19 protein-coding genes and 1 pseudogene are annotated in these 19,661 nt (G+C 70.9%); 10 read left to right on the top strand and 10 right to left on the bottom strand.

All coding sequences use genetic code 11. The features are described 5' to 3' along the window. The first annotated feature begins 56 nt into the window (after positions 1 to 56). Positions 57 to 1,040 (top strand): GNAT family N-acetyltransferase, encoded by a 984-nt coding sequence (locus L3Q67_RS20975; protein WP_499191082.1) that lies wholly within the window; start codon positions 57 to 59, stop codon positions 1,038 to 1,040. Between the two features lie 657 nt (positions 1,041 to 1,697). Here the strand turns inward: L3Q67_RS20975 and L3Q67_RS20980 are convergent. Beyond that, positions 1,698 to 2,051 carry a VOC family protein gene (locus L3Q67_RS20980; RefSeq protein ID WP_499191083.1) on the bottom strand — a complete coding sequence of 118 codons (354 nt, stop codon included), beginning with the start codon at positions 2,049 to 2,051 and terminating at the stop codon, positions 1,698 to 1,700. A 101-nt stretch (positions 2,052 to 2,152) separates the two neighbouring features. On the opposite strand from L3Q67_RS20980, the gene L3Q67_RS20985 reads away from it, so the two are divergent. Next, on the top strand, positions 2,153 to 3,901 hold the full coding sequence (locus L3Q67_RS20985) for a proline--tRNA ligase (RefSeq protein ID WP_499191084.1): 1,749 nt from the start codon (positions 2,153 to 2,155) through the stop codon (positions 3,899 to 3,901). Continuing rightward, entirely contained in the window at positions 3,898 to 4,683 is a 786-nt protein-coding gene (locus tag L3Q67_RS20990; protein WP_499191085.1) for a DUF8017 domain-containing protein, read from the top strand. Before L3Q67_RS20985 ends, L3Q67_RS20990 begins: the two co-directional genes overlap by 4 nt. A gap of 129 nt (positions 4,684 to 4,812) precedes the next feature. Here the strand turns inward: L3Q67_RS20990 and L3Q67_RS20995 are convergent, their stop codons facing one another. Beyond that, positions 4,813 to 5,514 (bottom strand): HAD family hydrolase, encoded by a 702-nt coding sequence (locus tag L3Q67_RS20995; protein ID WP_499191086.1) that lies wholly within the window; start codon positions 5,512 to 5,514, stop codon positions 4,813 to 4,815. A 118-nt stretch (positions 5,515 to 5,632) separates the two neighbouring features. On the opposite strand from L3Q67_RS20995, the pseudogene L3Q67_RS21000 reads away from it, so the two are divergent. After that, positions 5,633 to 6,619, top strand: a pseudogene (locus L3Q67_RS21000) (ABC transporter permease). Here L3Q67_RS21000 and L3Q67_RS21005 read toward each other — a convergent pair. From L3Q67_RS21005 to L3Q67_RS21030, 6 genes are read right to left on the bottom strand one after another with little or no spacing between them, the layout of a single operon-like run. After that, a complete protein-coding gene (locus L3Q67_RS21005) occupies positions 6,557 to 6,967 on the bottom strand; it encodes a secondary thiamine-phosphate synthase enzyme YjbQ (protein WP_209669382.1) in 411 nt (136 codons plus the stop codon). The pseudogene L3Q67_RS21000 and the gene L3Q67_RS21005 overlap by 63 nt on opposite strands. A 16-nt stretch (positions 6,968 to 6,983) precedes the next feature. Beyond that, on the bottom strand, positions 6,984 to 7,628 hold the full coding sequence (locus L3Q67_RS21010; RefSeq protein WP_499191087.1) for a response regulator transcription factor: 645 nt from the start codon (positions 7,626 to 7,628) through the stop codon (positions 6,984 to 6,986). A 10-nt stretch (positions 7,629 to 7,638) separates the two neighbouring features. Further along, a complete protein-coding gene (locus L3Q67_RS21015) occupies positions 7,639 to 8,886 on the bottom strand; it encodes a sensor histidine kinase (protein ID WP_499191088.1) in 1,248 nt (415 codons plus the stop codon). 50 nt (positions 8,887 to 8,936) lie between these two features. After that, complete coding sequence (locus tag L3Q67_RS21020; RefSeq protein ID WP_499191089.1) at positions 8,937 to 9,173, bottom strand: hypothetical protein; 237 nt, start codon at positions 9,171 to 9,173, stop codon at positions 8,937 to 8,939. Between the two features lie 15 nt (positions 9,174 to 9,188). Then, positions 9,189 to 10,307, bottom strand: coding sequence for a fatty acid desaturase family protein (locus tag L3Q67_RS21025; protein ID WP_499191090.1), 1,119 nt, complete (start codon positions 10,305 to 10,307; stop codon positions 9,189 to 9,191). Positions 10,308 to 10,324: 17 nt separating this feature from the next. Further along, positions 10,325 to 11,398: a ferredoxin reductase gene (locus tag L3Q67_RS21030; protein ID WP_499191091.1), complete on the bottom strand. Its 1,074-nt coding sequence runs from the start codon at positions 11,396 to 11,398 to the stop codon at positions 10,325 to 10,327. Positions 11,399 to 11,524: 126 nt separating this feature from the next. Here L3Q67_RS21030 and L3Q67_RS21035 point away from each other — a divergent pair, with 126 nt between their 5' ends. From L3Q67_RS21035 to L3Q67_RS21050, 4 genes are all read left to right on the top strand, one after another. Continuing rightward, on the top strand, positions 11,525 to 12,151 hold the full coding sequence (locus tag L3Q67_RS21035) for a TetR family transcriptional regulator (RefSeq protein WP_499191092.1): 627 nt from the start codon (positions 11,525 to 11,527) through the stop codon (positions 12,149 to 12,151). A gap of 99 nt (positions 12,152 to 12,250) precedes the next feature. After that, positions 12,251 to 13,351: an NAD(P) transhydrogenase subunit alpha gene (locus L3Q67_RS21040; protein ID WP_499191093.1), complete on the top strand. Its 1,101-nt coding sequence runs from the start codon at positions 12,251 to 12,253 to the stop codon at positions 13,349 to 13,351. Then, positions 13,351 to 13,653, top strand: coding sequence for an NAD(P) transhydrogenase subunit alpha part 2 (locus tag L3Q67_RS21045; protein WP_209669375.1), 303 nt, complete (start codon positions 13,351 to 13,353; stop codon positions 13,651 to 13,653). The genes L3Q67_RS21040 and L3Q67_RS21045 overlap by 1 nt, the downstream gene beginning before the upstream one ends. Then, positions 13,650 to 15,032 carry an NAD(P)(+) transhydrogenase (Re/Si-specific) subunit beta gene (locus L3Q67_RS21050; RefSeq protein ID WP_499191094.1) on the top strand — a complete coding sequence of 461 codons (1,383 nt, stop codon included), beginning with the start codon at positions 13,650 to 13,652 and terminating at the stop codon, positions 15,030 to 15,032. Before L3Q67_RS21045 ends, L3Q67_RS21050 begins: the two co-directional genes overlap by 4 nt. Positions 15,033 to 15,087: 55 nt before the next feature. On the opposite strand, the gene L3Q67_RS21055 is transcribed toward L3Q67_RS21050, so the two are convergent. Next, positions 15,088 to 15,849: a histone-like nucleoid-structuring protein Lsr2 gene (locus L3Q67_RS21055; protein WP_499191095.1), complete on the bottom strand. Its 762-nt coding sequence runs from the start codon at positions 15,847 to 15,849 to the stop codon at positions 15,088 to 15,090. Positions 15,850 to 15,976: 127 nt separating this feature from the next. Here L3Q67_RS21055 and L3Q67_RS21060 point away from each other — a divergent pair, with 127 nt between their 5' ends. Further along, the gene (locus L3Q67_RS21060) at positions 15,977 to 17,368 is read left to right on the top strand and encodes a dihydrolipoyl dehydrogenase family protein (protein WP_499191096.1); all 1,392 of its coding nucleotides are present in this window, start codon (positions 15,977 to 15,979) and stop codon (positions 17,366 to 17,368) included. Between the two features lie 16 nt (positions 17,369 to 17,384). Here L3Q67_RS21060 and L3Q67_RS21065 read toward each other — a convergent pair whose 3' ends face one another. Further along, positions 17,385 to 18,902 carry a hypothetical protein gene (locus L3Q67_RS21065; RefSeq protein WP_499191097.1) on the bottom strand — a complete coding sequence of 506 codons (1,518 nt, stop codon included), beginning with the start codon at positions 18,900 to 18,902 and terminating at the stop codon, positions 17,385 to 17,387. A gap of 234 nt (positions 18,903 to 19,136) precedes the next feature. On the opposite strand from L3Q67_RS21065, the gene L3Q67_RS21070 reads away from it, so the two are divergent. Beyond that, complete coding sequence (locus L3Q67_RS21070; RefSeq protein ID WP_209669365.1) at positions 19,137 to 19,640, top strand: DUF3145 domain-containing protein; 504 nt, start codon at positions 19,137 to 19,139, stop codon at positions 19,638 to 19,640. The last annotated feature ends 21 nt before the right edge of the window (positions 19,641 to 19,661 follow it).

Genomic DNA, 19,661 nt, shown 5'->3' on the forward strand with positions numbered 1-19,661 from the left:
AACCGGCGCGGAAATTCGGTGGGCCGGGCGATGGGGGCCGATTTAGGCTGCGTCACATGGAACGCTCCGAGGTGACCCGGCGACCGCTGACCCTGCCCGACGTGGCGGCGCTCGCCGACCTGTTCGCCATCGCGGAGGCCGCCGACCCGACGGGGGAGCACGAGAGCGCCGAGGACATCAGCGAGAGCATCACCAGCCCGAACGTCGACCTGGAGCACGGTTCGCTGAGCTGGTGGGCGGGGGAGCAGCTGATCGCCTACGCACTGGTGCGGGTCCGCGACGGCGCCGACCCGGTGCACCAGCTGCGGTTCGAGGCGACCGTGCACCCGGAGCACCGGACGGACGAACTCGGCGCGCGGGTACTGGCCTGGGTGGAGCGAGCGGGCCGCGAACGTCACCTGAAGGTGTTCCCGGACGCGCCGCTGGAGCTGCACGGGCACGGGCACGAGAACCAGCGGTGGTACTCCGGGCAGCTGGAGAAGGCCGGTTACCGCCGGGCGCGCGACTTCTTCGACATGCGCGCGGACCTGGGCGCGCTGCCGCCGAAGCGGGCGCTGCCGTCCGAGTTCTCGCTGGTGACCTACGAGGACGAGTACTTCGACGCGGTGCTGACCGCCCGGAACATCACGTTCGCCGAGCACTGGGGCAGCACCGTGCAAAGCCCGGAGGCGTGGCGGCACCTGGTGACGAACAGCGCCTCCTTCCGCCCGGAGCTGTCGTTCCTGTTGCTGCGCGGGGATGAGGTCGTCTCCCTGGTGCTCAGCGACTTCTACGAAAGCGACGCCAAGGCGACGGGTGTGCGGGAGCTGTACATTTCGCACGTGGCCACCTTGCCCGAGCTGCGAGGCCGGGGCGTGGCTTCGGCGCTGCTCGGGCACACCCTCGAGGAAGCGCGGGCAGCCGGGTACGAACGAGCTTCGCTGGGCGTGGACGCGGAAAACGCGAACGCCGCCGTGGGCATCTACGAACGGTGCGGCTTCGCCATCTCCTCGCGCTGGCACGGATACGTCCGGCCAGTCGACACCACGCAGGGTTCCTAGGGGGCGACACTGATGGGTCCCTCGATCGCCACAGGTCCGAAGGTGGCCTGCGACGCCTGAGCGCGCCGGACCCTGTCACTTACGCGCGCCCCTCACGCCTCGAACGCACACCCCCGGCCGCCCGATGTCACCCCAGGCAGAACTCGGCTACCCCGAACAAATCTCGCCGAGCCGAGCGTGGAACTCGGCTACCCGAGTGCGGAACTCGGCCGCCCGAGTGTGGGACTCGGCTACCTCAGTGTGGGACTCAGCTACGCGAGTGTGGAACTCGCCGGACCGGGCCCGGCCTCGGCTGCCCCGGACGCGGAACACCGTCGGCCCGAGCGTGAACCTCGGCTACCCGAGTGCGGAACTCGGGTGCCTGAGTGTGGGACTCGCCGTACCGGGCGCGGCCTCGGTTGCCTCGAACGTGGAACTCCGTCGGCCCGAGCGCGAACCTCGGCTATCCGAGCGTGGAACTCGGCCGCCCGAGCGCGAACCTCGGCTATCCGAGCGTGGAACTCGGCCGCCCGAGTGTGGGGTTCGGCTGCGTGAGTGTGGGACTCGGCTGCGTGAGTGTGGGACTCGCCGGACCGAGCGTCGGCCGGGCTGCTTGAATGCCGAACTCAGCTCCCCGAGTGTGGGGTTCGGGCTCGCGGGGGCGAACGTGGGGCCGGGTTATTCCGCGCTGCCTACGCAGAAGATGTTGTCTTCAGGGTCGGTGAGGACTGTCCATGCCAGTCCCGGGGCGTGGTGCTCTTCGATCTCCGTGGCGCCCAGTGCGACCAGTCGCTTCACCTCCGCTTGGCGGTCCTCGGTGCGCAGGTCCATGTGCACCCGGCTCTTCCCGCCCCGCGGCTGCTCCACCCGCTGCAGGCCGATCATCACCCCGTCCGGCGAGGCGGGGGTGAGCAGCAGGTACTCGCCCCCGTGGTCGACGACGACCTCCGAGCCGAGCGCTTCGGTCCAGAACTCGGCGAGCTTCCGCGGATCGGCGCAGTCGATGGTCACCGCGCCCAGCTGAACAGTCATGGGGGCACGGTAGGCGCCACCACCGACAATCAGCCCGTTGCAGCTGTTCGGCGCCGGTTGACTATCCTGCGCTGAACGCCCGTGTGCCCCTAGGAGCCGTAGTGATCACCAGGATGTCGTCGTTGTTCCTCCGCACCCTGCGCGAGGATCCGGCGGACGCCGAAGTGCCCAGCCACCGCCTGCTGGTCCGCGCCGGCTACGTCCGCCGGGTCGCCCCCGGCGGTTACTCCTGGCTCCCGCTCGGCCTGAAGGTGCTGCGGCGCATCGAGGACATCGTCCGCGAGGAGATGAACGCCTTCGGCGCGCAGGAGATCCAGTTCCCCGCGCTGCTGCCGAAGGAACCCTACGAGGCCACCAACCGCTGGACCGAGTACGGCGACAACCTCTTCCGCCTCAAGGACCGCCGCGGCGCCGACTACCTGCTCGGCCCCACCCACGAGGAGCTGTTCACGCTCACCGTGAAGGGCGAGTACAGCTCCTACAAGGACTACCCGGTCACGCTGTACCAGATCCAGACCAAGTACCGCGACGAAGCGCGCCCCCGCGCGGGCATCCTGCGCGGCCGCGAGTTCGTGATGAAGGACTCCTACTCCTTCGACCTCGACGACGAGGGCCTCGAGCGGTCCTACCAGGCGCACCGGGCCGCCTACATCAGGATCTTCGACCGCCTCGGCCTGGAGTACGTCGTGGTCGCCGCGACCTCCGGCGCCATGGGCGGTTCGGCCTCCGAGGAGTTCCTCGCGGTCGCCCCGACCGGTGAGGACACCTACGTCCGCAGCACCGAGTCCGGTTACGCGGCCAACGTCGAAGCGGTCACCACCCCCGCGCCCCCCGCGCTGCCGGTCGACGACCAGCCCGCCGCGCAGGTGCACCACACGCCGAACACGCCGACCATCGAGACCCTGGTCGACTTCCTCAACCAGGCGGACCTCGGCAGGCAGTTCACCGCCGCCGACACGCTGAAGAACGTGCTGGTGAAGACCCGGGAGCCGGGCGCCAAGGAGTGGCAGCTGCTGGCCGTCGGCCTCCCCGGCGACCGCGAGGTCGACATGAAGCGCCTCGAAGCCGCCGTCGAGCCCGCCGAGGTCGCCCTGCTCGAAGAGGCCGACTTCACCGGGAACCCGTTCCTGGTCAAGGGTTACATCGGGCCGAAGGCGCTGCTGGACAACAAGGTCCGCTACCTGGTCGACCCCCGCGTGGTCACCGGCACCGCCTGGGTGACCGGCGCCGACCAGGCCGACCACCACGTGGTGGACCTGGTCGCCGGCCGCGACTTCACCCCCGACGGCACCATCGAAGCGGCCGAGGTCCGCGAGGGCGACGCGTCGCCCGATGGCCAGGGCACGCTGGTCGCCGCCCGCGGCATCGAGATCGGGCACATCTTCCAGCTGGGCCGCAAGTACGCCGACGCCTTCGAGCTGGACGCGCTGGGCCCCGATTCGAAGCCGGTCCGGATCACCATGGGCTCCTACGGCATCGGCGTCTCGCGCCTGGTCGCCGCCATCGCCGAGCAGCACCACGACGAGCTGGGCCTGGTCTGGCCGCGCGCGGTCGCCCCGGCGGACGTGCACGTGGTCATCGCGGGCAAGGACGAGACGGTGGCGGCCGGGGCCGAGAAGCTGGCGGCCGAGCTGGACGCGGCGGGCGTGCGGGTGCTGCTCGACGACCGCAAGGCCACGCCCGGCGTGAAGTTCGCCGACGCCGAACTGGTGGGCGTGCCGACGATCCTGGTGGTCGGGCGCGGCCTGGCCAACGGCGTGGTCGAGGTGAAGGACCGGCTGTCCGGCGAGCGCGCCGAGGTGGCCGTGGACGCGGTCGTCGAGCACCTGAAGCAGCTCGTCGCCAAGTGAGCGAGCAGCCGCGCCGGTCCTCCGGCGCGGCGTTCGGGTTCTTCGCGGTGATCCTGTTCGGCGCCGGGTACTTCCTCAGTCAGCAGGGTTCGGACGCGACGGACCACACGCCGCCGCCGCCGACCTCCCGCGCGCCGTACACGCCGCCGCCGAAGGTGGTCGTGCCCGCGGTGGTCGACGGCTGGCAGTCGGTCGCAGGTGGGGAAGGTGCCTACGCCTATGACGTGCCCGCCCGCTGGACGCCGAAGCCGGGCACGGTGCACGGCTGGGAGGGCGAAGGCCAGCCGAAGGTCGTCATGTCGACAAGTGCCTTCTACGGCGACGGCTTCTGCCCGGCGGACGACGACGCGCGGCTGGGCGGTGCCGGGGCCAAGTCGGACACCCAGACCGATCCGGCGGCGGCCACCGAGCAGTTCGCGACCTCGGTGGCGAACCGGGCGTACACCTGGGACGGTCCGCCGCCGCAACTGCGAGTCGGCCCGCCCGAAGCGGCGGAGATGTCGCTCGGCGACGGCAAAACCCGCCCGGCCACGCTCCGGCTGGTCGACGTGACCACCAGCGGCGGGCACCCGTGCCTGGCGAAGCAGGCGGTGGTCGGGGTGATCGCGGCGAGTTCGGCGGACACCGCGAAACCGGGCACCGTGCTGCTCGCGGTCTACGCCGACCAGACCGCCCCGGACTTCACCACGAAGGACGAGATCCAGCGGATCCTGCGCAGCTACCGAGCCGTGCCCGCCGCGCAACGAACCACCGTCCCGGCAAGCCCCACCAGCCCACGCTGAATGCTATGAGTGGGGCATTACTTGCATTCAACGCAAGTAATGCCCCACTCATAGCATTCAGGGCCCTCTCCGGCTTGGCTGGCTTGAGGTCCTGAGCGTGGGGCTCGCGTGCGTGCGGGGGTGGCGGGGTTAGGCGGCGGTGAGGGCGCGGACGACGGCGTCGGTGTCCGACAGGTCGGTGAGTACGGTGTGCGCGCCCGAGTCCGCGAGTTCTTCGGCTGAGTGCCGTCCGGTGGCGACGCCGACGGCGATGGCGCCGTGTGCCAGTGCCGCCGTGACGTCGTGCGGGGTGTCGCCCACCACGGCGACCACTTCGGGGGCGAACGGCCGCCCGTGCTTTTCCGAGGCGCGCTCGATGGCGTGTGCGACCAGGTCCGGCCGGTGTGCCGAGAGCGTGCCGTAGCCGCCGATCTCCAGGTCGAGGTGGTCGTGCAGGTCGAACGCCGCCAGTTTGTGCAGCGCGATCTCCGGCAGGTTCCCGGTGACCAGTGACTGCACCACCCCCTGACCGGCCAAAGTGGACAGTGTGAGGGCGGCGCCGGGCAGCGCGTGGCCGAATTCGGCGAGCGTGGCCCGGCCGTGTTCGGACAGCCGCACCAGTTCGCGCCACATGCGCTGGATCAGCTCGTCGGTCGGTTCGATCCCGTGTGCGGTCAGGATTTCCGTGGTGATCGCGCGTTCGGTGCGCCCGGGGAACGACGGCAGTTCGCGCAGCGGGGTGCCGGTGACCGCGAGCAGCGCGTCGGTGTACCAGCGGCCGCCGAGGCCGCGCAGGTCCACCAGGGTCAGGTCGATGTCCCAGAGCACCAGCCGGTGAGGAGTGGGGTTCACCGGGCCGACGGTACCCGGGCGACTTTTCAACGCGTGTTGACTTCACCGCCACCGCGGGCCTACCTTGCGGACAGATTTCAACGGTCGATGAAAAGGAGGTGGAGAGATGGCCGAACGGATGGTGCCGGTGGCCGCGGCGCTGGCCGGCGCGGTGGTAGCCGTGGTGTTCGGGTTCCTGACCTTCGGCGCAGGCGACGGTGGCGCCGGACCGGTTGCCCGTCGCGGTGGCCGCGCCCGACGGGCCGCCGCGCGCGGTGGCGGAGTGGATCGCGGCGCAGGGCGGTGCCCAGCTGGCCTGGCGGATCGCCACGCCGGAGCAGGCGCGGCAACTGCTCGACGACAAGGCGGTCTACGGCGTCCTCGAACTGGGGCAGCCGCCGGTCGTGGTGGTCTCCGGCGCGGTCAACCCGGCCGGGACGCAGGTCGCGCAGCAGGCGCTCACCGGCGTGGCGCAGGCGCTCGGCGGTGGCGCGCAGGTCCAGACCGTGCACCCGGCGAGCGTGGCCGGGCGGACGGCACCGCTGGCGTTCAGCGCCCTCGCCTGGGCCGGTTGCTGGCCGCGGGTGCGGTGCTGGTCCTGGTGTCCACGCGGCGTGCGCACCGGCCGAGCGCGAGCACGCGGCTCACCCAGGTCGCGGCGACCAGCGTGCTCGTCACCGGGGTGGTCGCCGGGTTCGCGAAGCTGTGGGACTCGTCACTGCCGTTGGGCTGGGACGTGCTCGGTTTCCTGCTGCTGACCACCGCCGCCTTCGCCGCGCTGCAAACCGGGCTGCTGCGGTCGCTCGGCGTGCGGGCGATGGCCGTGCTCGGGCTGCTCTACCTGCTCGCGCCCGCGGTCGCCGGGCAGGTCCCGGAGCTGCTGCACGAGGGTTACCGCTGGCTGCTCTGGTCGTGGACCCCGTTCCGGTTCTCCGCCGAGGGCCTGCGCAGCCTGCTGCAGGGCACGCCGGGCGCACCCGACGTGGCGACCGGGGTCTGGGTGCTCGGCGCCCTGCTCGCGGCCGGGCTGGTGGTGCTGCTGTGGCCTACCAAGCCTGTCCGGTCAGCCCGCGAGGAAGCTGAAGCGGACGCGCCGGACGGGGTTGTCCACGTTGGTGTCCACTAGGCAGACCGACTGCCAGGTGCCCAGCGCCATCACCCCGCCGATCACCGGCACCGAGGCGTACGGCGGCAGCAGCGCGGGCAGCACGTGGTCGCGGCCGTGACCACGGGTGCCGTGCTGGTGCCGCCAGCGGTTGTCGCGGGGGAGCAGGTCGTCGAGCGCGGCGAGCAGGTCGTCGTCGCTGCCGGCGCCGGTCTCCAGGATCGCCAGCCCGGAGGTGGCGTGCGGCACCCACACGTGCAGCAGGCCGTCCTCCGCGCCGTGCTCGGCGAGGAACGACTCCGCTTCCTTGGTCAGGTCGTGCACCACGGCGGTGTCGCCGGTGCGGACCTCGATCTCCGTGGAATGCATGGCTCCCACGGTAACCTCACGACTCGAGGTACCGCAGCACGGCGAGCACGCGCCGGTTGTCCCCGTCGGACGGCGCCAGGCCCAGCTTGCCGAACAGGCTCGTCACGTACTTCTCCACCGAACCGGGGGAGAGGAACAGCGTGCTCGCGATCGCCGCGTTCGAGCGGCCCTGCGCCATCAGTTCCAGCACTTCCCGTTCGCGCTGGGTCAGCGTGGCCAGCACGCCCGCCTTCCTGGTGGCCCCGAACAGCTGGGTGACCACCTCGGGATCGAGCACGGTCTCCCCGGCGGCCACCCGGCTCAGCGCGGCCAGGAAGTCGGACACCTCGGCGACCCGGTCCTTGAGCAGGTACCCGACCCCGCCCGCGCGATCGGCCAGCAGTTCCGCCGCGTACTTCGTTTCGATGTACTGGGAGAACAGCAGGATCGGCTCACCCCGGTTCGCCGCCCGCAACGCGATCGCCGCGCGCAGCCCCTCGTCGGTGAACGCCGGCGGCATGCGGATGTCCACAATGGACACGTCCGGCCGGTGCGCGGCCACCGCGGCCCGCAGCGCCTCGCCGTCCTTCACCGCGGCGGCGACCTCGTGCCCGCGCAGGGTGAGCAATTCGGCCAGGCCGGCACGCAGGATGGTCGAATCCTCCGCGATCACTACCCGCACCAGCACCCCCCTAGACCGGAATCTCGACCACGACCACCGTAGGCCCGCCGGGCGGGCTGTCGATCGACAGGTAGCCGTCCACCGCCCGCAGCCGGTCGGCCAGCCCGGCCAGCCCGCCGGACGGGTGTACCCGTGCCCCGCCCCGGCCCCGGTCGGAGACGAACAACCGCAGCACCGAATCCAGTTCGAACAGTTGCAGTTCGGCGCGGTCCACCCCGGCGTGCTTGATCGCGTTGGTCAGCAGTTCCGCCGCGCTGAAGTACAGGATGGACTCGATCGCGGCCGGTGGGCGTTCGGGCAGCGACACCAGCACCTTCACCTCGGCCTCGCTGCGGGCGGCCAAAGTGGACAGTGCGACCTCGAGCCCGGCGTCCAGTGCGGCGGGGTGGATGCCGCGCGCCAGGTCGCGGAGTTCGGCCAGCGCGTCCTTCGCGCCGGTGTGCGCGGCGGTGACCAGTGCGCGCAACCGGTCGAGGTCCACCTGGGCGGCTTCCAGTTCGTCCTTGGCCACGCCCAGTTTCATCGCCAGCGCGACCAGTTGCGCCTGGGCACCGTCGTGCAGGTCCCGTTCGATCCGGCGCAGTTTCACGTCCGCGGTTTCGACCACGGCGGCCCGGCTCCGTTCCAGGTCGCGCACGCGTTCGCTGAGCGTGGTCGGGCCGAGCAGGGCGCGGGCCAGCAGCCGGTCCAGGCCCAGCACCAGGTGGACCAGCGCCGGGGTGGCCAGCAGCAGTGCGGCTGCGAGCAGCGCCAGCGGGAGGGACGGCAGCAGGCCCGCGGTGCCGATGTCGAGCAAAGGCAACGGCCGCCCGTCGAGCACGAACCACCAGAGCGGGTAAGTCAGCGTGCCCAGTCCGTACAGCAGCAGGAACGCCGTCACCAGCAGGTCGATCGTGGCCAGCGGGACGCGGAGCACCAGGTAGGCGACCGCGCGCCAGCCGGGACCGTCGGTGAGTGATGTCCGGAAAGTAGCTGGTTTACTGGTCGGACCAGTAAGTTTCAGACCCAGGAAGGTCCCCACCAGCCGCCGGTGCGTCCCGCCGAGTGCCCGGGCGGCGAGCAGCGCGCCGGCCACCATCGGCAGCCCGATCAGCAACGGGCTCAGCGCGATACCGGACAGCAGGACCAGCGCGGTGCCGATGAGGCTGAGCAGGGCCAGCGGCAGGCCGACCAGGATCCAGCCCAGTTCGGCCCAGAACCGCCCGCGCCACGGTTCGACGGCCCAGCGCCGGAAAAGAGGGGGACCCGCGTTCCGCACGAGGGTCAGCCTGCCTCTTCCGGCGCTGGGCCGACTACCGGGTTATCCCCCTACTTCTCCGGGTCGTCCACGCGCGGAACGGTTCCCGGAACACCGAACTCTTCGTCCTCGCGAGCACGCAGCGACGCCTCGCGCATCTCGATCACGTCCGTGAGCCAGTCGCCGGTTTCCCTGGCGATGTCACGCACCGCGCCGGTGATGATGGTCGCGATGTTGCCGATATGGGTGGCGGCCGATTCCGTGAGCTCCTGCACGGTGTCCTTGCCGCTTTCGAACTGACCCACCATGGTTGTCGTCCTGCCTCAAGCCGCCGCGGGTTGCCGGTCACCGACCACGGTACGGGGACCCGGCTCCGGCTGCTCCTTGCCGGGCAGCGCCAGCTTCACGATCTTGCGCGCCACCGAGAACAGCTGCTTGCGCAGCGGGCCGGTGTGGTACGGCAGGCCGTACTTCTCGCAGATGGCACGGACCTCCGGGGCGATCTGCGGGTACCGCCTGGCCGGGATGTCCGGGAACAGGTGGTGCTCGATCTGGTGCGAGAGGTTGCCGGACAGGATGTGGAACAGCTTGCCGCCGGAGATGTTCGCCGAGCCGAGGATCTGCCGCAGGTACCACTGCCCGCGGTTCTCCGCCTCGGTCTCGGCCTCGGTGAAGCTCTCCACCTCGGCCGGGAAGTGCCCGCAGAAGATGATGGAAAACGCCCACAGGTTGCGGATCAGGTTCGCGCCGGCGTTGCCCGCCAGCGTCAGCGGCGCCATCGGCCCGGTCAGCAGCGGGAAGAACACGTAGTCCTTGCCGAACTGCCGCGCGGCCTTGCGCACGATCTTCGCCCGGACCTCCTTGAAGTCCGACCACTTGCGCTCGCCCTTGAGCACCCGGTCCACCTCGAGGTCGTGCAGCATCACGCCCCACTGGAACAGCAGCGCCAGCAGCGAGGCGTAGACCGGGTTGCCCAGGTAGTACGGGTGCCACTTCTGCTCGGGGTCCATCCGCAGGATCCCGTAACCGATGTCGCGGTCCTTGTCGAGGATGTTGGTGTAGGTGTGGTGGATGTAGTTGTGCGAGTGGCGCCAGTTGTCCGAGGGCGCCACCGTGTCCCACTCGAAGTTCTGCGAGCTCAGCGCCGGGTCACGGGTCCAGTCGTACTGGCCGTGCATGACGTTGTGCCCGATCTCCATGTTGTCCAGGATCTTCGCCAGCGACAGCGCGCCGACCCCGGCGAGCCAGGCCGGCGGGAAGAAGCCGGCGAACATCAGCCCGCGCCCGGCGACCTCGAGGCCGCGCTGGGTTTTGATCATCTTGTGGATGTAGTCCACGTCCTCCTGGCCGAGATCGGCCACGATCCGCTGCCGCAACTCGTCCAGTTCGCGGCCGAATTCCTCGACCTGTTCGGGGGTGAGCCGGTCCTGCAAGCCAGTCATCGCAGAAGTCCTTTCGTTCACGCGTTGATCTCGACGTCCCCGCAGGGGGCGGAGATGCACAGCTGGATTTCCTCGTTGTCCTCGGCGGAGACCTCGCCCGTGCGCAGGTTGCGCACCGGGCCGCTGGTCTTCACCTGCGTGCACGAGAAGCAGATGCCCATGCGGCAGCCGTGCTCCGGCCGCAGGCCCGCGTCCTCGGCCTGCTCCAGCAGCGGCTTGCCGGTGTTGGCGAACTCCTTGCCGCTGCGGGCGAAACGCACCTGCCCGGTGACCTCACCGGCTTCGGCGGCGAAGGCGGGCGGGGTGAACTCCTCGGTGTGCAGTCGTTCACCCAAACCCTCGTCGGCGTACTCCTTGCGCACCGAGTCCATCAGCGGCACCGGGCCGCACAGGAAGGTCTCGGCCTCGCCGAACCACGGCGCCACCTGGTCCAGGTGCGCCCGGGAGAAGAAGCCGTGCAGGTCGCCGCCCCGCTCGGTCATCGTGCAGGCGAACCGGACCCGGAAGTTCGGCCTGCCCGCCACCAGTCCGGCCAGTTCGGCGCGGTAGGGCAGGTCCGCGGGCTCGTTCTCGTAGTGCAGCAGCGCGACCTGGCCGGGGTGGTCCTCGTCGGCCAGCGTCCGCAGCATCGACAGCACCGGGGTGATCCCGCTGCCGCCGCTGATCAGCAGCACGTGCCCGGGCCGCGGGTCCGGCAGGCCGAAGGTCCCGTCCGGCTCGGACAGGCCCAGCACCATGCCCGGCTCCGCGTGCCGGTGCAGGTAGCCCGAGACCAGGCCGTCGTCGATGGCCTTCACGGTCAGTTCGAGCTGACCGTCGGACCGGTACTGCGAGCAGGCGGGGGAGTAGCAGCGGGTGCGCCGGACCCCGTCGATGGTGACCGTCACCCGCACGTACTGACCGGCGCTGAAGCCGCGCCAGGCCCGGCTGGGGCGGATGGTCAGCGTCAGCGTGCTCGGCGTCTGCCGTCGCACGGCGGTCACCCGGCCCCGGATCTCCCGGCGCACCAGCATCGGATCGATGAGTTCCAGATAGCGGTCCACGCCGTGAGGGGTGAGCAGGGCCTCGGCGACCGAAGCGAGCTTGCCCATGGCACCTCTCCATTCAGTGAACATCTGTACACTGAACAGTGTGGAGCACCAGCCAGGGATGTCAACGTGAGCGCGCCCCGATGTGACGTGGGCGATAGTCCGGAGGCGGCGGATAGGCTTCGGCTCGTGACCGCCGAACCCGTCAGCCGCTCCGAGCGCAAGCAGCGGACCCGCCGCGCGCTGCTGGACGGGGCGCTGAACCTGCTGGCGGACCGCGTGTTCGCCACGCTGAGCCTGCGCGAGGTCACCAAGTCGGCAGGCATCGTGCCGACCGCCTTCTACCGCCACTTCGCTTCGATGGAAGAACTCGGCGTGGTGCTGGTCGAAGAGTCGATGCAGGCGCTGCGCGGGATGCTGCGCGCGGCTCGGCGGGACAAGCGGGCCTTCCAGGACGTCATCAGCGCGTCGGTGGCGCTACTCGAGGAGCACGTCCGCGAGCACAAGGACCACTTCCGCTTCCTGCTGCGCGAGCGCTACGCGGGTACCGGGGCGGTACCCGCGGCGATCGGGCTGGAACTGCGGTTGTTCTCCAGCGAACTGGCCGTCGACCTGGCCCGGTTCGACTACCTGCGCGACTGGGACACCGAGGACCTGCACATGATGGCGGAGCTCATCGTCGCCGCGATGCAGGCCACCGTGCTGGAGCTGATCGAGGCGAACGGGCCCGAGGCGACCGCGCGAGTGGTGCGAACGGCGGAGAAGCGGCTCCGGCTGATCGTGCTCGGGGTACCGAATTGGCAAAGGACCTCCTGAAGACGGGAGCGATCAGGCCACTCTGTGTGATACACCTGGAGTGATCCAGAACACAGTACGTGTTCGTTCGTGCTCCATCCTCAAGGTCGAGGAGGTCGCGTGGTGGCCGAGTCCGGGCCGGTGACGGTCGGTGTGGTGAAGGAGTCGCTACCTGGGGAACGCCGGGTGGCGCTGGTGCCGAAGGCAGTCGAGCGGCTGGTCGCCCGCGGGCTGAAGGTGATCGTGGAAAGCGGGGCGGGCGACGCGGCACTGATCACCGACAGTGACTTCGAAAGTGTCGGAGCCACGATCGGTGAGGCGTGGGCGGCCCGGGTGGTGCTCAAGGTCGCGCCGCCGACCGCGGTGGAGGCCACCCGGCTGGCGCCGGGCACCGTGCTGATCGGCTTCCTCGCTCCACTGTCCAATGTGGAGAGGATCAAAGAGCTGGCCGAGGGCGGCGTGACCGCCTTCGCGGTGGAGTCCATCCCGCGGATCACCCGCGCGCAGGCGATGGACGCGCTGTCCTCACAGAGCAGCGTCGCCGGGTACCGCGCGGTGCTGCTCGCCGCCGAGCGGCTCACCCGCTTCTTCCCGATGCTCACCACCGCCGCCGGCACCGTGGCACCGGCCAAGGTGCTGGTGCTCGGCGCCGGGGTGGCCGGGCTCCAGGCGCTGGCCACCGCGCGGCGGCTGGGCGCGCGGACCACCGGGTACGACGTGCGGCCCGAGGTCGCCGAACAGGTCCGGTCGGTCGGTGCGCAGTGGCTCGACCTCGGCATCGAGGCCGTCGGCGAAGGGGGTTACGCCCGCGAGCTGACCGCCGACGAACGCGCCGAGCAGCAACGACGGCTCACCGAGGCGATCACCCGGTTCGACGTGGTGATCACCACCGCGCTGGTCCCCGGGCGGCAGGCGCCGGTGCTGGTCACCGCGGAAGCCGTGCGGGGCATGCCTTCCGGCGGCGTGGTCGTCGACCTCGCCGGGGAGTCCGGTGGCAACTGCGAACTCACCGAAGCGGGCCAGGACGTGGTGCGCCACGGCGTGACGATCAGCTCACCGCTGAACCTGCCCGCCGGCATGCCCGCGCACGCCAGCGAGTTGTACTCGCGCAACCTGACCGAACTGCTCGGCTCGCTGCTGAACGACGAAGGCGCGCTGGCGCTGGACTTCTCCGACGAAGTGGTCGCCGGAGCGTGTGTCACGGGGGAGGGACGGGACTGATGCTGCAGAACCTGGCGATCCTGGTGCTCGCGGGCTTCCTCGGCTTCGCGGTGATCTCGAAGGTGCCGAACACGCTGCACACACCGCTGATGTCGGGCACGAACGCCATCCACGGCATCGTGCTGCTCGGCGGGCTGATCGTGCTCGGCCTCGGCGTGGACGGGGTGCTGAACAAGGTCCTGCTGGTGATCGCGATCGCGTTCGGCACGATCAACGTCGTCGGCGGTTTCCTGGTGACCGACCGCATGCTCTCGATGTTCAAGGGCAAGCGCGCGCCCGCCGCGAAGAAGGAGGACGCGTGACCGAGTTCATCGCGGTTCTCTACATCGTCGCGTTCGCGATGTTCGTCTACGGCCTGATGGGCCTGACCGGGCCGCGGACCGCGGTGCGCGGCAACTGGATCGCCGCCGCGGGCATGGTCCTCGCGGTGGTCGCGACGCTGCTCACACCCGGGATGGGCAACTGGGGTCTGATCGTGCTCGGCGTGGTGCTGGGCGTGCTGGTCGGCGTGCCCGCCGCGCGCAAGGTGAAGATGACCGCGATGCCGCAGATGGTGGCGCTGTTCAACGGCGTCGGCGGCGGGGCGGTGGCGCTGATCGCGTGGGTCGAGTTCCGCAGCACGGAGGGGTACGCGCACGAACCGGCGTACGTGGCGATCGCCTCGCTGTTCTCCGCGCTGGTCGGCTCGATCTCGTTCTGGGGCTCCAACATCGCCTTCGGCAAGCTGCAGGAACTGATCACCGGGCGGCCGGTGTCGGTGGGCAAGCTGCAACAGCCGCTGAACCTGCTGCTGTTGCTGGCCGCGCTCGGCTGCGGTGTGGCGATCGCGGCGGGTTCGGGTTCCGGCTGGTTGATGGCCGGGCTGCTGGTCGCGTCCGCGCTGCTCGGTGTGATGGTGGTGCTGCCGATCGGCGGCGCGGACATGCCGGTGGTGATCTCGCTGCTCAACGCGCTCACCGGCTTGTCGGCCGCGGCGATGGGGCTGGCGCTGGACAACACCGCGTTGATCGTGGCGGGCATGATCGTCGGTGCCTCGGGTTCGATCCTGACGAACCTGATGGCCAAGGCGATGAACCGGTCGATCCCGGCGATCGTGGCCGGTGGTTTCGGCGGGACGCCGGTGAGCGCCGGGAAGTCGGGCCCCGAGCGGCCGGTGCGCGCGACCAGTGCCGCGGACACCGCGATCCAGATGGCCTACGCCGGGCGGGTGGTGGTCGTGCCGGGGTACGGCATGGCCGTGGCGCAGGCGCAGCACGCCGTACGGGAGATGGCGGACCTGTTGGAGGGCAAGGGGATCCAGGTCTCCTACGCGATCCACCCGGTGGCGGGCCGGATGCCGGGGCACATGAACGTGCTGCTGGCCGAGGCGGACGTGCCCTACGAGCGGCTCAAGGAGATGGACGAGATCAACTCGGACTTCCCGCAGACCGACGTGGCACTGGTGATCGGCGCGAACGACGTGGTCAACCCGGCGGCGGAGACCGACCCGGGCTCACCGATCTACGGCATGCCGATCCTGAAGGTGAACACCAGCCGCTCGGTGATCGTGCTCAAGCGCTCGATGAACTCGGGCTTCGCCGGCGTGGACAACGACCTGTTCTACGACACCAAAACCAGCATGCTCTTCGGGGACGCCAAGAGCTCGGTCGGCGAAATCGTCGAAGAACTGAAAACGCTATGAGTGGGGCATTACTAGCATTTATCGCTAGTAATGCCCCACTCACAGCATTCGCGGACTACTCGGCGGCGGAGAAGGTGACGGGCGGGGCCTTGCGCGGGGCCCGCTTCGCCGGGGTCTTGGCGGCGGCGGGGGTGGCCTTCGCCGTCGCGGCCGGCGTCGCGGTCTTGGCCGCGGACGTGGTCTTCTTCGCGGCCGGCTTGTTGGCGGCAGCGGGCTTCTTCGCCGCGGCGGGCTTTTCGGCGACGGCTTTCTCGGTCGCCTTCTCCGCCGGGGCCTTCCTCGCGGTGGTCTTCTTCGGCGCCGCCTTCGCCGCGACCTTCGCAGCCCCAGCCTTCGCGGCCCCGGCCTTCGACGTTCCAGCCTTCTCGGACTGAGCCTTCGCGGTCCCAGCCTTCTCGGTCACGCCTTTCTCCGGCGCGGCCTTCCCCGCGGCGGCCTTCTCTGCCGCGGCCTTGCCCGCCGCGGCCTTGCCAGCAGTGGCCTTGCCCGCAGTGACCTTCTCCGCTGCGGCCTTAGCGGCAGTGGCCTTCTCGGTCGTGGCCTTCTTGGCGGCGGCCGGAGCCGCGGCGGTCTTCTTGGCGGCGGTGCGCTTCGCGGCCGCCCGGCCCTTCGCGGTGCGGCGCCGCGCGACCTTCTTCCGGCCGCCGGTGCGGCGCCCGTTGGTCACGAACGGGTCGAGGATTTCCCTGAGCCGGTCCGCGTTGGACCCGGACAGGTCGATGTCGTAGGTCACCCCGTCCAGTTCGAACCGAACCGTTTCCTCGGCGGGTTCGCCCGTGATGTCGTCCAGCAGTTGGACCGCGGTGTTCCTGGCCACGAAGTGCTCCCAGTGCTCGATGGTGATCGCAGGCGAAAGCGGCCTGTACGAAGTCGCTCGCGAGGATACCCGCCACGGCCGAGTGTCCTACTTGCGCCACGGCCCCGGCTGGTGTGCGCTGGCACCCATGGCAGACAACGGTTATGACGTCGTGGTGATCGGCGGCGGTCCCGTCGGGGAGAACGTCGCGGCCCGCGCGGTCCGCGGCGGGCTGACCGCCGCGCTCGTGGAATCCGAGCGCTTCGGCGGCGAGTGCTCGTACTGGGCGTGCATGCCCAGCAAGGCGTTGCTGCGGCCGGGAATCGCGCTCGCCGCGGCCCACCGGCTGCCGGGCGTGCCCGCCGGCGACCGGGTGGATCCGGCCGCCGTGTTCGCCCGCCGCGACTCGTTCACGTCGCATTGGGACGATGCCGGTCAGGTGAGCTGGGCCGAGGGCGCGGGCATCGTGGCGGTGCGCGGCGTGGGCAGGATCACCGGCGAACGCGAGGTCACCGTCGGCGACCAGGTGCTGCGCGCCCGGCACGCGGTGGTCGTGTGCACCGGCAGCGTGCCGCGCACACCGGACATCCCCGGCATCGCCGACGTGCGCACCTGGGGTTCCCGTGAGGCCACCTCGGCGAGTGAGGTCCCCGGCAGGCTGGCGGTGCTCGGCGGTGGCGTGGTCGGCGTGGAAATGGCGCAGGCCTTCGCGAAGCTCGGCTCGCGGGTGGACCTGATCATCACCGGTGAGCGCCCGCTGCCGCGGTACCCGGAGTTCGCCGGTGACCTGGTGGCCGAGGGCCTGCGGGCGGACGGCGTCCAGGTGCACGCGAACTCCGGCGCCGAGCGCGTGTCCGAAAAGGATGGTGTGATCCGCATCGAGCTGACCGGCGGCGGCGAGGTGCTGGCCGACGAGTTCCTGGTGGCGACCGGCCGCAGGCCCGCCACCGACGGCCTCGGCCTGGCCGTGGCCGGGCTCCGCGACGGCGACGCGCTGGCCGTGGACGACTCCGGCCGGGCGTCCGGTGTGGACGGTGGCTGGCTGTACGCCGCGGGCGACGTGACCGGCCGCGCGCCGCTGACCCACCAGGGCAAGTACCAGGCCAGGGTGGTCGGCGACGTGATCGCCGCCAGGGCGAAGGGCGAGCGGATCGAGCCGGAACCGTGGAGCGCCTACGCCACCACGGCCGACCACACCGCCGTGCCGCAGGTGGTCTTCACCGACCCCGAGGTCGCCTCGATCGGTCTCACCGACGCCGAGGACGGCAAGCCGCACCGGGTGGTCGACCTCGACATCGCGGTCGCCGGCTCGTCGCTGCACGCGGACGGGTACGAGGGCAAGGTGCGCATGGTGGTCGACACCGAGCGCGAGGTCATCCTCGGTGTGACGTTCACCGGGCCGGATGTCGCGGAACTGCTGCACGCGGCCACCATCGCCGTGGTCGGCGAGGTGCCGTTGAAGCGGCTGTGGCACGCCGTACCGGCCTATCCGACGATCAGCGAGATCTGGCTCCGCCTGCTGGAGGAATACGGCCTCTGAAACGTGCCCAGCGCGTTCAGCCGGGCAGTTGCATGGTGAGCCCGGCCTTGGCGGCCCTGCCGAGGCCGGGATCGTCCGAAGTGGACGGGCCGTCCAGCCAGCACGCCTGCGCGATGAGCACCGAGGACTGCGCGCCCGTGCTGGCGTAGGCCGCTCCGCTGAACGTCGGCGGCCTGCCGGTCCAGCGCTGGGTCTCCACCGCGAGGTCGGTGATGCCGCCGTTGCCGGGAAAGTCGACGAACTGCTTGAAGGTCTCCGCCTGCTCCGCGTTCGGGAAGTCGAGCGCGGCCAGGGTGACCGCGGCGCGGCGGCCGTCCACCGCCACCTCGAAGCTGGCGCGGCGCAGGCGTGCGCAGGGCGTGGTCTCCAGCACGGTCTTGGTGTCGCCGAAGGCGTGCGGGGTGCACTGGGTGCCCGCTTCGGCGGCGACCTGGGAAAAGCCCATGCCGTCGACGTTCTGCCCGGTCGGCGCGGCCGTGGTGGTCTGGCTCGGCCCCTGCTCCGGGGCGGCCGCCTCGCTGCCGTCCTGGTTCGACGCCACCAGCACGGCCGAGACCAGCAGCACCAGCAGCAGGCCGACGGCGGCGAACGGCAGCCAGCGCACCGGCTTGCCGTCCTTCATCAACGGCGGCAGCTTCGGCAGTTTCGGCAGCTGGAACGCGGGCTTGGCCGGTGCCTTAGGCGGGGGCGGCTGGACTTGCCGCGTCTGCCGCGATTGGTGGACCTGCGGGGTTTGCTGGGGCGGCCGGGCCTGCGGCGGTGGTGGCGGGGGCCCGGGGCGGCGCACGTTCGCCACCGCGACCGGCGGCGTCCTCGGGGGTGTGCGCACGATCTTCGCCTTCGCCGGCGGGTGCTCGGCGGGCACGGTCGGCGGGATGACGTGGAGCGGGCTGTCCACCGGCTCGGTCCGCTCGGGCTCGGCCAGGATCACCGGGGCGAAGCCTTCCGCGGCGAGCACCTCGTCGCTCAGCGCCGGGGCGTTCTCGGCCAGCGCGGCCAGCATCGCCCGCGCCTGGACCACCGTGCTCGGCTGGCTCGCGGAGGCGAGCGAGACGGTGGCGGCGAGCATCGCGGTCGGCGTCGGGTGCAGCACGCGGACCGCGCCCGCCAGATCCGCCGGGGGCTGGTCGACCTGCTCGACGTACGGGCCGACGGCGACGATGGTGCCGATCGTGGTGGTCGACGGCTCGGTGTCGCGCAGGTGGCGCGCGATCTTTTCGGAGGTGGCCAGCGCCTCGGTGGCCGGGTTGACCGTGTCCTCGGTGCCCACGAGCGGCCAGCCGTCGGCCTTCCACTGCCCGGTGAGCGGCGCGTGCAACCGCATCGCCGGATCGGGGAGGTCGACACCGACTACGATGAGCACGCCACGCGGGAGCAGGACCACGGCGTCCACCGGCTGGGCGAACCCGGGCGGCGACACCCCGATCAGCGCCACCCCGCCGACCACGGTGTTGCCGCGGCCGAGCGAGGCCAGCGCGGCGCGGATGTCGTCGGCCACCCGGGAGGGCTGCTGTGCCAGGCGGACGAGCCGCATGCCGGTCCTCCCCAGTGTCCTGCCGTGCTGCGCGGTGCTGCCGCAGCACACGGTAGCGGGTCCATCCGGGTGGCCGGGGCACCCCCGGGCGGTGATCTCCCTGCGACTTCTGGGGTTCATGTGGCCAAAAGGCATGGATGAGGTGCACAATGTGCGCAGCGCGTCACGAGTGGGCCGCCGAAGTTCGAGAGGTCGTAGGGGAAGACGCATCTCGTCGAGCAGCGGAGGTCACCAGTGAGCACCCGTGGAAACACCCGTGGCGTGGTGTACGTCCACTCGTCGCCGTCTGCGGTGTGCCCGCACGTCGAGTGGGCTATTTCGGGCACCCTGGGTGGCCGAGCAGATCTGCGGTGGACGGCCCAGCCGGCCGCCGCGGGACAGTTGCGCACCGAAGTCTCCTGGCGCGCACCGGCGGGCACGGCCGCGAGGCTGGCGTCCGCGCTGAAGGCGTGGCCGATGCTGCGCTTCGAGGTCGTCGAAGAGCCCAGCCCGGGCGTCGACGGCGAGCGGTTCTGCTACGCGCCGGTGATCGGCCTGTGGCACGGCCGCACCAGCGCCAACGGCGACATCGTCGTGGGCGAGGACCAGTTGCGCTCACTGGTGGCCCGCAGCCGGGCCGGTGAGCAGTTCGCGCACAAGCTCGACGAGCTGCTCGGCGCGGCATGGGACGAGGCTCTCGAGCCGTTCCGGCACGCCGGTGACGGCGCTCCGGTGACCTGGCTGCACCAAGTGGGGTAGGGGGTTTACTACGCTCTGGGT

The sequence above is a fragment of the Saccharothrix sp. AJ9571 genome (assembly GCF_021725495.1).
In the GTDB taxonomy this organism is placed as follows: Bacteria; Actinomycetota; Actinomycetes; order Mycobacteriales; family Pseudonocardiaceae; genus Amycolatopsis; species Amycolatopsis magusensis.